Below are 14071 nucleotides of genomic sequence, written 5' to 3' on the forward strand. Positions count from 1 at the left end.
CCGGCCTTCGCCGGGATGACGAAGTGGGCGGATGAATGAACGCTTCAGCTCGTTTCACGAGGTTCTGACAGATGAGTATCTTTGCCGGGCGCTTTTCGGGGCGCAATGCGATCATTACCGGGGGCGCGTCCGGCCTTGGGCTGGCGGTTGCCCGCCGTATCCGGGCGGAAGGGGGGCAGGTCGCCCTCTGGGACCTGAATGCCGATGCCTTGGCGGCAGCCGCCGCCGATGTGGATGCCGCCCATACCGTTGCCGTGGATGTCGCCGATGCCGCACAGGTGGCGACCGCCACGCAGTCCAGTGTGGCGGCGCTGGGCCATGTCGATATCCTGATCTGCTCCGCCGGCATCACCGGGGCCACGGCGCCGGTGCAGGATTTCCCGCTGGATAGCTGGTACCGCACCATCGCCATCAACCTGCATGGCGTCTTCCATTGCTGCCGGTCGGTGGTGCCGCACATGCTGCCGCGCGGTTATGGCCGCATCGTCAATATTGCGTCCGTCGCCGGCAAGGAGGGCAACCCCAATGCCTCTGCCTATTCGGCATCAAAGGCCGGGGTGATCGGCTTCACGAAATCGTTGGGCAAGGAACTGGCGACCAAGGGCGTGATCGCCAACAGCCTGACGCCCGCCACCTTTGACAGCCCGATCCTGGATCAGCTGCCGCCAACCCAGGTGGAGTATATGCGCTCCCGCATTCCCATGGGCCGGCTGGGCATGGTGGAGGAAAGTGCCGCCATGGTCTGTTTCATGGCGTCCGACGAATGCAGCTTCACCACCGCCGCCACCTTCGATACCTCGGGCGGTAGAACCACATTCTAATTTTTTCACCATAATCTAAGATCAAAATTCAGAATGTGAGAAATTTGCCGTATAAATCACCGGGCAGGACGCTGTCAGCGTCCCTTTGACAAGGCACCACAGAGGCGTTCAGCCCGATAAGGTGAAATGGGAGGATAATCAGGCATGGTTGGCAATCCGTTGCTGGGCGTTCTTTTCCACTGGTTGGGCGGTCTTGCCTCGGCCAGCTTCTATGTCCCCTACCGCGCTGTCCGGCGCTGGTCGTGGGAGATTTACTGGCTGACCGGTGGCATCGTTTCCTGGCTGCTGGCGCCGTGGTTCTTTGCGTCGGTGCAGACCAATGACCTGCTGGGCGTGCTGTCGGCAACGCCAACGCCGACCCTGGTCTGGCCCGTGATCTTCGGCATGCTCTGGGGCTTTGGTGGCCTGACCTATGGCCTGACCATGCGCTATCTGGGCCTGTCGCTGGGCATGGCGGTGGTGCTGGGCCTTTGTACGGTTTTCGGCACCTTGATCCCGCCTTTGTTCCAGGGGGATTTCAAGGCCAAGCTGATCGATACGGCGGGCGGCAATGTTATCCTGCTGGGTCTGGCCGTCACCTTTGCCGGCATCGTGGTCGTCGCCCTGGCCGGTGCCCGCAAGGATGCGGCCCTGTCCGAGGAGCAGAAAAAGGCGGCGGTGGCGGAGTTCGACTTTGTGAAGGGCGTCGCGGTTGCCACCTTCTCCGGCATCATGTCCTCCTGCTTTGCCTTCGGGCTGGCGGCGGGGGAGCCGGTGAAGGCGCTGTCGGCGGCGGCGGGCACGGGTCCGCTCTGGACCGGCCTGCCCATCCTCTGCCTGGTGATGTTCGGTGGCCTGATCACCAACGCCGTCTGGTGCGGCATCCTGATCAACCGCAACAAGAGTGCGGGTGAATGGCTTGGCCGGACCAAGGACGAGGGGCCGCGTCCGCCGCTGGCCGCCAACTTCATCCTGTGCGCCATCGCCGGTGCCGCCTGGTACTTCCAGTTCTTCTTCTACACGATGGGTGAAAGCCAGATGGGGGCCTATGGCTTCTCCTCCTGGACCCTGCACATGGCCTCCATCATCATTTTCGGCACACTCTGGGGCTTTGCCTTCAAGGAATGGAAGGATGCGCGACCGGGTGTGCGCCTGATGGTCTGGTCGGGTGTTGGCCTGCTGGTGCTGGCCACCATCATCATCGGTTACGGCAATCAGATGGCAGGGTGAGGATGATGCGCAAGACCATCCTGGCGGCGATTGCCATTCCGTTTCTGATGTCACCAGTCACGGTTTCTGCGGAACCCGTGACCTATTTCAATCCTATCCTTTATGCCGATTATTCCGATCCGGATCTGGTTCTGGTGGGCCAGGACTATTACATGGTCGCCTCAAGCTTCCATTTCTCACCCGGCATTCCGGTGCTGAAGTCGCGCAATCTGGTGGAATGGACCATTGTTGGCCATGTTCTGCCCAAGTTGCCCTTCGCGCCCGAATATGACATGCCCGGCCCGTTCAAACTGGATGACACAAAGTCCAAGCCGGTGGACGGCACCCGTTATGCCAGTGGCGTCTGGGCACCTTCCATCCGCTATCACAATGGACTGTTCTACGTCTATTGGGCGACCCCCGATGAGGGTGTGTTCATGGCTACGGCGGAAAAGGCGGAAGGACCGTGGACCCCGCCGGTCCAGGTGATCGCCAAGCCGAAGCTGGAAGACCCGTGCCCGTTTTGGGATGATGATGGGACGGCCTGGCTGGTCCATTCCGTGGTCGGCGCCGGCCCGCTGATCCTGCATCGCATGAGCCCGGATGGCAAAAGCGTTCTGGATGAAGGCACGGTGATTGTCGAGGACAAGCAGAACCTGCCCGTCCTGGAAGGCCCCAAGCTCTATAAGCGTAATGGATTTTACTATATCCTCGCGCCTATTGGCGGGGTGGAGAAGGGTTCACAGGTAGCCCTGCGATCCCGCAATATCGAAGGCCCATACGAATGGCAGGTGGTGCTGAGCCAGGGCACGACGGCGCTGGAAGGTCCGCACCAGGGGGGATGGGTTAAAGGTCCCCTCGATTTCGGCGGTAACTGGTTTGTCCATTTCAACAGCACCGGCGCCTTCGGTCGTATCGTGCATTTGCAACCGGTTAAATGGATCGATGACTGGCCTGTGATGGGCGACCGCATTGCCGGCACTTATGGTGGCCAGCCGGTTGCCATGTCCCTCAGACAGGCCACCAACTTTAACCGCACCAATGACCGTTTGCAGGACAGTGACGAATTCGCAGCCAAATCCCTGGGCCTGCAATGGTCATGGAACCATAACCCGGACGACAAGGCGTGGAGCCTGTCTGCACGTCCCGGCTTCCTGCGCCTGACGGCGGGCAAGGCGGAGCAGATCACGACGGCACGCAACACCCTGACCCAGATCCTGCAAGGCCCCGACCGGCGCATTACCGCACGGCTGGATATCGCCGGCCTGAAGGATGGCCAGCGGGCGGGCCTGTCGCTGTTCGGCGTGCGGCCCAGCTGGATCGGTGTGGTGGGGGAGGGGAGGCAGAAGCGCCTGACCCTGTCATCCGCCGGGGTGGAAACGCCGGGGCCGGTTGTGAAAACCAGAACCGTGCAGCTGCGGGCCGAAGTGACGGAGGATCAGAAGGTCCGCTACGCCTACAGCCTGGATGAGGGCAAAAGCTTCCAGCCGTTTGGCGAGCCCATCCAACTGGCCCGCTTCTCCTGGTGGAAGGGCTCCCGCCCCGCCCTGTTCACCTTCACGAAGGGGGAGCCGGGAGGCGTGGTGGATGTGGATTGGATGCGGCTGGAACCGCTGACGAAGGGGGATGCGCGATGACCCACACACTCTCCCGCCGTACGTTGCTGTCCGCCGGTGCCGCCGGTATTGCCAGCCTGTCCCTGCCGCGCGGCGTGTGGGCCGGGGATGCGCAGATGGCCGATGCCCCGCGTTTCACCACCGCCAACAGTTCCTGGCAGACAGCCTATGACAAGGCGCTGGAGGTGCTGGCCGGCAATGTGCAGGTCATGCCCTATGTCACCAAGCCGGTCCTGATCGAAGGCAGCGTCTATCGCGGCATCTGGCAGGAATGCGGCCCGCATGAGGCGCTGGTCTATCGCAAATTCCGCCCCGACGTGGCCCGCAACAGCCATCTGACCTTCTTTGAGCTGCAACGCGCCGATGGGCAGCTGCCGGCCAATAACAAGGTGGCGGAAACCGGCTTTGGCCAGATCCAGATGGTGGTGCCCATCGCGGCCACGGCCTGGGAACTGGCGCGCGATACCGGCGATGGGGAGTTGCTGGAAGCGGCCTACCGGGCGTGTGGCGCCTGGGACGGCTGGCTGATGCGCTATCGCAACACGCGTGGCACCGGGCTGGTGGAAGGGTTCTGCACCTATGATACCGGCCATGATAACAGCCCGCGCTGGGCCGGGATGCCCAACCAGTGTCCCAACAAGGATGCGCGGCGTCACCATGATCTGCCGTCGCTGCCACGCCTGTGCCCCGACCTGTCGGCCACCATCTATGGTGCCCGCTGCGCCCTGGCGGAGATGGCCCGCGCCCTGGGCCGCACCGCAGAGGCCGACCGCTGGACGGAGCAGGCGGACGCCATCCGCAATCTGATCCTGTCAAAGCTGTATGTGGCTGAAGACGCCGCCTTTTATGATCTGGATGCGGAAGGCAAGTTCATCCGCGTGCGGTCGGATGTGATCAGCCGGGTCTGTGGCGAGCATGTGGTGGATAAGGCGCTGTTCGACACGCTGTGGACGCGGCATTTACATAATCCCAAGGCCTTCTGGGGCAAATATCCGCTGTCCTCCATCGCCATGGATGATCCCGCTTTCGTGCGGCCCATTCCCGCCAATAGCTGGGGCGGGGCCAGCCAGGGGCTGACGGCGCTGCGCGCGCCGCGCTGGATGGACCATTATGGCCATGCGGCGGAATTTACGGAGATGATGGACCGCTGGTGCGAGGCGATCCAGGCCGACCTGACCTTCCGTCAGCAGATGGACCCGGATACCGGCCTGTTCACCCATGGGGAGGATCATCCCAACTACTCCCCCACCGCCCTGGTCATGGTGGATTACACTTGGCGTCTTATCGGCGTGGTGGAAGAGCCCGGCAGCCTGTCCTGGAACATCCGCCCCGGCCATAAGGCGGCGCAGGGTGCCCGCCTCTCGCTGCCCCTGGATGGCGGTGGGTCGGCGTCCCTCGCCTATGACGCCAAGGGCGCGGACCTGACCCTGTCGGGCAAGCCATTGGCCCGGGTGGAAGGTGGGGCGGCCCGCCTGATCACCGCCAAGGATGGGACGCCACAGGCATTGCTGGGCATTTCGCCCCAGGCACAGCGCGTCTTGCTGCGCCTGCCCGGCCGGGCGGTCCGGCATTTCAACCTGAAACCCAATCAACGCCTCGCAATTTAGCGAGGCGAAGCGGAGGGAGGCGCACATGCAGATCGGATATGCCCGTATCTCCCGCCCCGATGAAACGGGGATTGATCGCCGGCTGCACGACCTGCGGTCGGCGGGGTGCGACCGTATCGTGATGGAGGCGGCGTCGGCGGGCCGTTGGGATCGGCCTGAACTGCACCATCTTCTGGACGGCCTTTCGCCGGGCGATGTTGTGGTGGTCACGGGCCTGGATCAGTTGTCGCGGTCATTCAAGGAGGTGCTGCACCTTCTGGACCGCATCGCGCGGTCCGGAGCCGGGTTCCGCAGTCTGGCGGAAGGGATCGAAACCATGGGTCCCGCCGGCCATATGCTGATGCGGATGATCGGGTCCTTCGCGGCGTTTGAGCGTGTGATGCTGCTGGAACGGACGGGGGCCGGCCTTGTCAAGGCGCGGGCCGCCGGTCGGGTTGGCGGGCGCCGCCGCAAGCTGGATGCCAAGCAGCGGCGGGAGATTGCGGAAAGCATCCTGTCCGGTGACCGCACGGGCGCCGAAATGGCCCGCCAGCATGGCATCAGCCAGCCGACCGTATCGCGGATCGTGGCAGAACACCGCCTGTCCGCCGGGTTGGCTGGTGGCGCGGTATAGAGCGAACTTCCTTTGACTGGAAACGCGTTTTCATCGTCATCCCGGCGAAAGCCGGGACCCAGCGAGAGGCGCGGTCAGCGCCGATATGACTCTCGTCGCGGCAGACGCCGCTCTACGCTGGGTCCCGGCTTCCGCCGGGATGACGATAGGGGGCGTTTCCAATCAACGTAAACCCGCTCCAGCGTCTGCTTTGCCGTATGGTTCACGCTTCAAATCTAACCATTTGAAGCGATCACACCCTAATCCCCACCTGCCCGTTCCACCCGGTTGCGCCCGCCCTGCTTGGCGGCGTAAAGCGCATAGTCGGCGCGGGCGTAGAGCCCGTCGAAATCCTCTTCCGGGCGCAGTTCGGCGATGCCAAGGCTGGCCGTCACGCGGATTGCCGGACCATCGGTGGTAACCTCCCCGTGCTCAATGGCCTGACGCAGCCGTTCGGCCAGCGGCACGGCGCCCGCCATGCCGGTGTGCGGCATCAGCAGGGCGAACTCTTCCCCGCCGATCCGACCGATCAGGTCGGTGCCGCGCATATGGTCAGACAGAAGCTTTCCGGCCATGGCCAGGGCGGCGTCGCCGCCCGGATGACCATAGGTATCATTGATCCGCTTGAAATCATCCAGGTCCAGAACCGCTAGCGACAGGGGCGTGCCATGGCGCTGCGCCAGATCGATCATCTGTCCGGCGCGTTCCATGAAGTGACGGCGGTTGGCGCAGCCGGTCAGCGGGTCGGTCATGGCCAGCTGTTCCAGCATTTCATTGGCGGAGCGCAGATCGGCAGTGCGGTCGGCGATCTGCTGTTCCAGCTCCACCTGCTTCTGCCGCAGATAGGCGGTGCGCCACCCGACAAGGCCGGCCACCGCCGACAGCCCGGCCAGCAGGGCCAGCAACCGCACCCAGAGAAGCTGGTACCAGGCCGGCATGACGCGGACCGTCAGGGCCAGGGCCTGATCGGTCCACAGCCCGTCACGGTTGCTGCCGCGCAGGCGCAGCGTATAGGTGCCGGGTGACAGGTTGGCATAGACGGCCAGCCGGCGGCTGGAATCGGTGGCGATCCAGTCGCGGTCATACCCTTCCAGGCGGTAGGCATAGAGGTTGCGTTCCGGGGAGGTGTAATCCAGTGCCGCGAACTCCACGGCCAGGCTGTTGGCCTCTGGCGTGATGATCACCGGCGGTGCCGGTGCCACGGCATGGTTGAAGGGCGCGACGGGCAGTGGCGTGCCGCCGACCCGCAGATCGGTGATGACGATGGGGGGACGGAAGCGCCAGGGGGGCAGGGTGCCGGGTCGGGTTACGGTAATGCCGCCCTTGGCACCGAACAGGCCTTCCCCTTCCAGGCTGGTGGCGCCGGCGCCGACGAAATAATCGACCAGTGGCGCGCCATCGGCCCGGCGCACGGGCCGTACTGTCATAGCGACGGGATCAATCAGGGCCAGACCATCATCCGTCCCGGCCCAGATGGCGCCCGACCCATCCATCTGCAAACTGTCGACATTGGCATGGGGCAGGCCATCGGTCGTGCCCAGGCGGCGGAACCGGGGCCGCCCCTCCGCATCGCGCCCCGTCATCAGGGCGAGGCCACCCCCGAAGGTACCAACCCACAGCCGCCCCTGTCGGTCGAACAGCAGACAGGAGACGAACCGCGCCGGCAGACCCATCGGATCGGTCGGTGCCGCCGGGATCAGACTGCTGGTGCGGGCGGTGAGGTCGATCAGCACCAGCCCGTTGCGGGTGCCGACCCACAGATCATCCCCCTGGCCGCGCTGCGTGACCGTGACGCCGGGATCGGGCAGATGCAGCCCGTCCGCCCGGCCCAGCACGACAGTGCCGATGCCGTCCCCACCGCCGGGCACCACGCCCCAGATGCCATCATCTTCCCCGCCGATCCACAGAACCCCCTCTTCGAACGACAGGGTGGTGACCGCTGCGTGCCGGTCGCGCCCCGGTATCGTGGCCAGCCGCAGACCCGACCGTCCGGGTTCACGGATGTAAAGCCCCCGGCGGCTGGCAAAATAGACGCGGCCATCGGCATCTTCGGCAATGGCGAAGACGGCATCCTGGGGCAGGCCGGCCTCCGGATTGTCCTGTTCGGGCGTCACGGTATCGATCAGGCCCTTCACCGGATCGATCAGGTCCGCACCCCCTGTCAGGTAACCCAGCCAGAAACGCCCGTCGCGTGTGGGCCGGATGACGGAGACGTCGCTGCCGCGCGGTGCCTTGGGCCGCAGGGTGCCGCCGAAAATGGTCGAAACGATACCGCTGTCGAAGGGACGGTATGATAGCCCGCCCGTCGTGCCCACCCAGACCGATCCCGCATCATCGCGCAGAAGCGACCAGACATCATCATGGACCAGACTGTTGGGCAGCGTCCGGTCATGGCGGATGGGGCGCATTTCCAGGGTGTGCAGGTCAACCGCCCAGATGCCGCCACCGCGCAGCCCGACCCACAGTTCCTGCGGGCGCACCAGGGACAGCGCCGACACGCCGCGTGCCGCCCCGACCAGGGGGCCGGCATCGACGGGGCGCAGGGTGCTGTCACCGGTGTCCAGGATGAAAAGACCACCGCGCCGGGTGCCAACCCACAACCGCCCCTGATCATCCCGCAACAGGACCGAAACGCCCCCCGTACCCTCCGCGATCGACAACAGGGTGAAACTGCCGCCGGCATCGTCGCTGCGGGCCAAGCCCTGTACCGTGCCAACCCACAGGGTTCCCTTATCCTCACGAAGCAGCGACAGGACGCGTCCCACGGGCAGGCCGGCCTTGGTTGCATTCTCCCCCGTCAGATGCCGAACCTGATTGCTGCTGCCGTCCAGATGGTGCAGCCCTTCATCCGTACCGATCCACAGGCCGCCTTGGCCATCATCGGAAAGGGCGCCGATATGCGTGCGCTGGCCGGCGGGCTTCAGGGCGACGGGAATGAAGGTGTCCGTGGTGCCGTCGAAGCGCGACAGCCCGCCGGCGGAGCCGCCCACCCACAGGTGCCCGGCCTTGTCCACGAACAGCCGCTGCACCCAATCATCGGGCAGGCTGCCGGGTTGTGTCGGGTCGGCGCGGTAGGTGCGGAAACGGTAACCGTCCCAGCGGGCCAATCCGCCCTGAGTCCCGATCCAGATGAAGCCCTGCCGGTCCTGCGCCAGCGTCGTGGGCACGATATGGGGCAGCCCCTGATCGCGGCCATAATTCTGGAACACGGTGTCGGCCAGCGCGTCCCAGCGCTCCGCCGCTGCCGGCAGCGGCAAAAGAACAAGCATAAGACAGGTAAAGACCAGGCAAAGGAACCAGCCGCCGCTGTCCTGACAGTTCTTGACGGGTCCGCGTGAAATCAAGATGCGGCTGTCCTTCCCCTTATCGCCAAGCCGATGATAGCAGAAGAAACAGCCAAAGCCATTGCGCCTTAAGGCTCTAACAGCCTTTCCGCAAACTCTGTGGGGGTGGAGTTGCCATACGGTGGAATGCAGGGGCCATAGATGCTGCTGCGCATGCCGAGGTAGGGAAAGTTGATGCTTGGCTGCTCTGGGTCCAGGCATCGCCGGGGAGCCGACATCGGGGCATTTCACCGGACGGGTCCCAAAAAGAAAACCCCCGTAGCTGGATGCGCCTACGGGGGTCGTCTCAATTCCGAAACCACAAGGACCTATGTCAAAGCGCGGTTTCGGGATGGTTGCTGCGATATATCAAGTAATCGCCAAATTATGCTGCGGTGGGGTCATGTTTTTTACACACCCTCCCAGGCTACGGAGCGCAGTCGATCACCGGTCTTACTCGGCCGCCCACTGCGTAAGGGGCGTCTTTACCATCAAATTCACCCTCCGTGTCTTTGTTACGATTTGATGGTGCGCCCGTTGCGCATGGGCGTCAAGCGTTTTTGTGGGGTACTTCCATCCCCTATCCCAAAGGTCACGGCATGGCGCAATCATGCAAGTGCAGGCTCGCGCGCCATCAATGGTGGCATGCCCAATTGTGACCGTGACAAATCCCTTGTTCCCCCAACGGCGTGCTGGGTTACCCTTTCGGCAATCCGGGGTGCCTGCCATCCCCGCCGTCCGTTGAAGGAGCCTGTGCCTTGAAGCGTTTCGGTTTTCTGCTGGCCGCCGGTGTGGCGTTGCTGGCCCTGGGGCAGCCGGTCTTCGCTGCCGATGCCAATGTCTTTACCCCCGCCACCCTGAAGGCCAGCAGCGATATCCAGGCCAAGGCCCTGGCCGGGTCCGGGGCCTATGGGTTCGTCGAATCATTGACGGTGCGTGTCGGCCCGCGTCTGGCGGGGTCGCCCGCCGCCACGCTGTCGCACCAATGGGCCGAAGCAAGGTTCAAGGAACTGGGGCTGAGCAATATCAAGATTGAGCCGTTCACGGTGGATGGCTGGGAACGCGGGGTCGAGCATGCGTCGATCCTGACCCCCGTCGCCCATCACCTGCATGTCACGGCGCTTGGCCATTCCGTAACGACCCCGCCAGACGGCATCACGGCTCCTGTCGTGCGGTTCGATACGCTGGAAGACCTGGAAGCAGCGCCGGAAGGCAGCCTGAAAGGCAAGATCGCCTTCGTCGACAAGAAGATGAACCGCCTGCAGGATGGCGGCGGCTATGGCGAGGCGGTGGGCGTGCGCGGTAAGGGGCCAGAGGCGGCGGCGCGCAAGGGGGCGGTCGGCCTGCTGATCCGGTCCATCGGCACCGACAGCCACCGTTTCCCCCATACCGGCATCACCCGCTATGCCGACGGTGTGACGGCGATCCCCGCCGGTGCCCTGTCCAATCCCGATGCGGATCAGCTGAACCGCGTGCTGGCGCTGGGGCAACCGGTGTCGGTGAAGATGGTCCTTTCCAGTCAGGCCATGGGGCCGCTGTCGGACGCCAATGTCATGGCGGAGATCAAGGGCCGCGAACTGCCCGACGAGATCGTGGTGATCGGCGCGCATCTGGACAGCTGGGATCTGGGTACCGGCGCCCTGGATGACGGGGCCGGGGTCGGCATCGTCCTGGCGGCGGCCAAGATCATCAAATCCATGCCACAAGCCCCGCGCCGCACCATCCGCTTCGTCCTGTTCGGGGCGGAGGAGGTGGGGCTGGTCGGTGCCTATGCCTATGCCAAGCAGCATGCCGCCGAACTGCCCAAGCATCAGGCCGGGACGGAGGCGGATTTCGGCGCCGGTCCCGTCATCACCTTCAATGCCAACTTCCGGCCAGAGGCGAAGCCCGTGGCCGACGCCATCGGCAAGGCGCTGGCCCCGCTGGGCATCGTGCCGGGACGTGGCTCCAGCAGCGGCGGACCCGATATTGGGCCGCTGGCGGCACAGGGGGTGCCGACGGGCGGCCTGGGCCTGGATGGCACCGATTATTTCGATTACCACCACACGGCTGACGACACGCTGGACAAGGTTGATCCCAAGAAGCTGGATCAGGCCACGGCGGCCTTTGCCAGCTTTGCGTGGCTGGCCGCAGAAGCCCCGATGGCCCTGGGGCCGGTGCCCAAGAAGGCGGAGTGATGAGCGATAGGGTCAAAGGGAGACCGATCCATGGACCATGATCATTATCCTGATGATCTGATCCGGCATGTCCTGGATAGCGCCCGCACCATCGCGGTGGTGGGTGCGACCGCGGACCCAGCCAAGCCCAGCTTCTATGTGATGAAGTACCTGCATGACCGGGGACATCGGGTGATCCCCGTGAACCCGGCGCTGGCGGGGCGCATGGTCCTGGGCCAGACCGCCTATGCCAGCCTGGCCGACCTGCCGGAACGGCCCGACATGGTCGATATCTTCCGCCGGGCGGACGCGGCGGGGGAGGTGGCGGTGGACGCGGCGACGCGCGGCATCCCCTTCATCTGGATGCAGCTGGGTATCCGCAATGATGCGGCGGCGGCCAGGGCGGAGGCGCTGGGCAGCACCGTGATCATGGACCGCTGCCCGATGATCGAGGTGCCGCGTCTTTACCGCTGATCCTGCTCCGCCGACAATGCGGCCAGGATCAGATCGTGGACGGTCTGGTTTACCGGTGTCGGGATGCCGTGGGCGGCACCGCGCCGGATGATCACGCCGTTGCGGGCATCAAGCTCCATGGGCCGCCCCGCCATCCGGTCGGCCAGCAGGGAATTGATCCCCGCCGGTGCCGCCGCGCGGCAGGCATCCATCACCTGATCCACCGTCTGATCATCCAGATTGGCCCCTTCGGCGCGGGCAACCGCGACGCATTCGGCCACCAGGGCGCGCATCACCGGCGCCGCCCCCGCATGATGGACGATGCCAGCCGGTTGGCCCAGCAGTGCCGACACCGCACCGGCGGCATTCAGGCAGAGCTTGCGCCAGACCACGGTAGTGAAATCGGCATCCGCCGTCACATTGATGCCGGTGCCGTCGAACAGGGCGATGAAGCGGGCACTGTCCGGTCGCTGTGGCACGACCATGATGCCGGCGGCGCGTTGCAGGACGCGGCCGGGACCCAGCCGTTCGGCAGGGATGTCCAGCATCACGGGCAGGATGCGGGCCGGGTCGACAAGGGACCCGAAATTCGCCACATGCTCCACCCCGTTTTGAAGCACGGCCAGCCGCGTCTGCGGCCCCATCAGGGCGGGCAGCCAGGTGCCGGCGATGGCGGCGCTGTCATAGGCCTTGGTGGTGGCGATTACCCAGTCGACGAGGCGGGCTTCTGCGGGATTGGTATACAGGGTCGGGGTGGCGGTGACGGTGCCGTCCGGCCCCTGCACCTCCAGGCTGCGGAAGCCGCCGCTGCGCAGGCACAGGCTGACATCCAGACCGCCCCGGGCCGACAGGCGGGCGGCAATGACGGTGCCGATGGCGCCCGCCCCGACAATGGCAATACGTGGCATGGACATGGCTTCAGGTCCTGTAGAACAGCGCCCAGACGGCGAGGGAAACGGCCCCGAACAGGAACGCCAGCATATAGGTCTTCACCGGCACGGGCACCTTTTCGTCGGGACCGGCGGGGCCGCGGCCCTTGGCCGTGCCGGCCCCCTGGCCTTTGGTGGGCTGCTGCTTGGGTTTTGCCCGCTCGCTGCCGGCCACAACGGTCGGCTTGGGTCGGTCGCCCTTGCGTGGGTCATGCAGTTCGATCAGACGCCAGTCGAAATCGGCCAATGCCTCATCGCTGACGAAATCCACCTGGATCAGGCGGACGGGGCCGGCGCCATGCAGGTTCACGGCATTGCGGAATTCCGCCTTTCCCTGGCCCAGATCATCGACCAGGGACAGTGTTTCCCACTTTGCCCCTTTGGGCCGCTGTATCGCGTATTTCCGTTCCGCCACGTGATGCCCCGACCTGCCTACTCACCCGCCTGCAACAGCGCCCCGCGCTGCCGCGCATTACGGAACGCCCGCAGGAAATATAGGGAAGCCAGCCCCAGATAGAAAAGGTTAAGAATGACGGCCAGCCCCAGCATCCGCCATTCAATAGTCCCCTGATACAGGACGGCGCGCATTCCCTCGAACACATGGGTCGATGGCAGGGCCAGGGCCACATACTGCACCGCCGGCGGCAGGATGGAGACGGGGTAATAGACGGCGGAGAAGGGGGCCAGCACAAACACCGCCATCCAGCACAGCGACTCAGCGCCCAACCCGTGCCGCAGAATCATGCCTGATGTCAGCAGCCCGACGGCGACGCCCAGCATCATCAGGTTGGCGAAGAACCCCGCCAGCGGCAGGCCCAGGTCGAAGATGGAGATGTCAAAGAAGATCAATGCCAGGATGGAAGGCGGCACCACGCCCAGGATGACGCGGATGAACCCCATCACCACCAGCGACACCACCCATTCCCAGGGGCGCAGCGGGCTGACGAACAGGTTGCCCAGGTTGCGGGACCAAAGCTCCTCCAGGAAGGTGATGCTCATCCCGATCTGGGTGCGGACCAGCACCTCCCACAGCAGCACGGCGGAGATCAGCACACCGGCAGCACCCGCCAGCAGGGAGGTCTGCCCGCGCAGGAACTGCGACATGAACCCCCAGACCAGAAGCTGCACCGTGGGCCAGTAGCAAAGCTCCAGCATGCGCGGCCAGCTTTGCCGGATCAGGAACCAGTTGCGCATCACCATGCCCATGATGCGACGCGGTGACCCGCCCAGGAAGCCGGGGCTGGAAAGGGCTTGGGGCCGCTGGTTGGGGCTTGTTGTCATGTCCTGCATCGCTGGGCGAGATATAGCAGGAGCCGTAGGTCAGGTCGAGCCGAAGGCGAGCCCTGACGTCATTGCTTGAAGGCCTGTTCTGTCGGGGCTCGCTCC

Annotated in this window: 11 protein-coding genes; 7 read left to right on the top strand and 4 right to left on the bottom strand. The window is 64.8% G+C overall.

The features are described 5' to 3' along the window. Positions 1-71: 71 nt before the first annotated feature. The 5 genes from ACODSP_RS18170 to ACODSP_RS18190 all read left to right on the top strand — a co-directional run bounded on the left by ACODSP_RS18170 (position 72) and on the right by ACODSP_RS18190 (position 5845). A complete protein-coding gene (locus ACODSP_RS18170) occupies positions 72-821 on the top strand; it encodes an SDR family NAD(P)-dependent oxidoreductase (protein ID WP_488966971.1) in 750 nt (249 codons plus the stop codon). Positions 822-965: 144 nt separating this feature from the next. After that, complete coding sequence (gene rhaT, locus ACODSP_RS18175) at positions 966-2030, top strand: L-rhamnose/proton symporter RhaT (protein ID WP_488966972.1); 1065 nt, start codon at positions 966-968, stop codon at positions 2028-2030. Positions 2031-2032: 2 nt separating this feature from the next. After that, complete coding sequence (locus ACODSP_RS18180) at positions 2033-3646, top strand: glycoside hydrolase family 43 protein (RefSeq protein WP_488966973.1); 1614 nt, start codon at positions 2033-2035, stop codon at positions 3644-3646. Further along, on the top strand, positions 3643-5232 hold the full coding sequence (locus ACODSP_RS18185; RefSeq protein ID WP_488966974.1) for an MGH1-like glycoside hydrolase domain-containing protein: 1590 nt from the start codon (positions 3643-3645) through the stop codon (positions 5230-5232). The genes ACODSP_RS18180 and ACODSP_RS18185 overlap by 4 nt, the downstream gene beginning before the upstream one ends. Before the next feature lie 25 nt (positions 5233-5257). After that, positions 5258-5845: a recombinase family protein gene (locus ACODSP_RS18190; protein ID WP_488966975.1), complete on the top strand. Its 588-nt coding sequence runs from the start codon at positions 5258-5260 to the stop codon at positions 5843-5845. Positions 5846-6084: 239 nt separating this feature from the next. On the opposite strand, the gene ACODSP_RS18195 is transcribed toward ACODSP_RS18190, so the two are convergent. Continuing rightward, positions 6085-9093 (bottom strand): ligand-binding sensor domain-containing diguanylate cyclase, encoded by a 3009-nt coding sequence (locus ACODSP_RS18195; RefSeq protein ID WP_488966976.1) that lies wholly within the window; start codon positions 9091-9093, stop codon positions 6085-6087. 812 nt (positions 9094-9905) lie between these two features. On the opposite strand from ACODSP_RS18195, the gene ACODSP_RS18200 reads away from it, so the two are divergent. After that, positions 9906-11324, top strand: a complete 1419-nt coding sequence (locus ACODSP_RS18200) for a M20/M25/M40 family metallo-hydrolase (protein ID WP_488966977.1) — start codon at positions 9906-9908, stop codon at positions 11322-11324. A gap of 30 nt (positions 11325-11354) precedes the next feature. Further along, positions 11355-11777: a CoA-binding protein gene (locus tag ACODSP_RS18205; RefSeq protein WP_488966978.1), complete on the top strand. Its 423-nt coding sequence runs from the start codon at positions 11355-11357 to the stop codon at positions 11775-11777. Here the strand turns inward: ACODSP_RS18205 and ACODSP_RS18210 are convergent. Genes ACODSP_RS18210 through ACODSP_RS18220 form a run of 3 tightly spaced genes read right to left on the bottom strand, consistent with a single transcriptional unit; the run spans position 11768 to position 13966 of the window. Then, positions 11768-12670, bottom strand: a complete 903-nt coding sequence (locus ACODSP_RS18210) for a 2-dehydropantoate 2-reductase (protein WP_488966979.1) — start codon at positions 12668-12670, stop codon at positions 11768-11770. The genes ACODSP_RS18205 and ACODSP_RS18210 overlap by 10 nt on opposite strands. 4 nt (positions 12671-12674) lie before the next feature. After that, positions 12675-13100 carry a hypothetical protein gene (locus ACODSP_RS18215; protein ID WP_488966980.1) on the bottom strand — a complete coding sequence of 142 codons (426 nt, stop codon included), beginning with the start codon at positions 13098-13100 and terminating at the stop codon, positions 12675-12677. Positions 13101-13117: 17 nt separating this feature from the next. Beyond that, positions 13118-13966 (bottom strand): ABC transporter permease, encoded by an 849-nt coding sequence (locus tag ACODSP_RS18220; RefSeq protein ID WP_488966981.1) that lies wholly within the window; start codon positions 13964-13966, stop codon positions 13118-13120. Positions 13967-14071 lie beyond the last annotated feature (105 nt).

Source organism: Niveispirillum sp. FG156 (assembly GCF_057809555.1).

What these genes read in the sequence shown, in the direction of transcription:
- ACODSP_RS18170 (WP_488966971.1), top strand. Translation starts at nt 72, where the DNA reads ATGAGTATCTTTGCCGGGCGCTTTTCGGGGCGCAATGCGATCATTACC.
- rhaT (WP_488966972.1), top strand. Translation starts at nt 966, where the DNA reads ATGGTTGGCAATCCGTTGCTGGGCGTTCTTTTCCACTGGTTGGGCGGT.
- ACODSP_RS18180 (WP_488966973.1), top strand. Translation starts at nt 2,033, where the DNA reads ATGATGCGCAAGACCATCCTGGCGGCGATTGCCATTCCGTTTCTGATG.
- ACODSP_RS18185 (WP_488966974.1), top strand. Translation starts at nt 3,643, where the DNA reads ATGACCCACACACTCTCCCGCCGTACGTTGCTGTCCGCCGGTGCCGCC.
- ACODSP_RS18190 (WP_488966975.1), top strand. Translation starts at nt 5,258, where the DNA reads ATGCAGATCGGATATGCCCGTATCTCCCGCCCCGATGAAACGGGGATT.
- ACODSP_RS18195 (WP_488966976.1), bottom strand. Translation starts at nt 9,093, where the DNA reads ATGCTTGTTCTTTTGCCGCTGCCGGCAGCGGCGGAGCGCTGGGACGCG.
- ACODSP_RS18205 (WP_488966978.1), top strand. Translation starts at nt 11,355, where the DNA reads ATGGACCATGATCATTATCCTGATGATCTGATCCGGCATGTCCTGGAT.
- ACODSP_RS18210 (WP_488966979.1), bottom strand. Translation starts at nt 12,670, where the DNA reads ATGTCCATGCCACGTATTGCCATTGTCGGGGCGGGCGCCATCGGCACC.
- ACODSP_RS18220 (WP_488966981.1), bottom strand. Translation starts at nt 13,966, where the DNA reads ATGACAACAAGCCCCAACCAGCGGCCCCAAGCCCTTTCCAGCCCCGGC.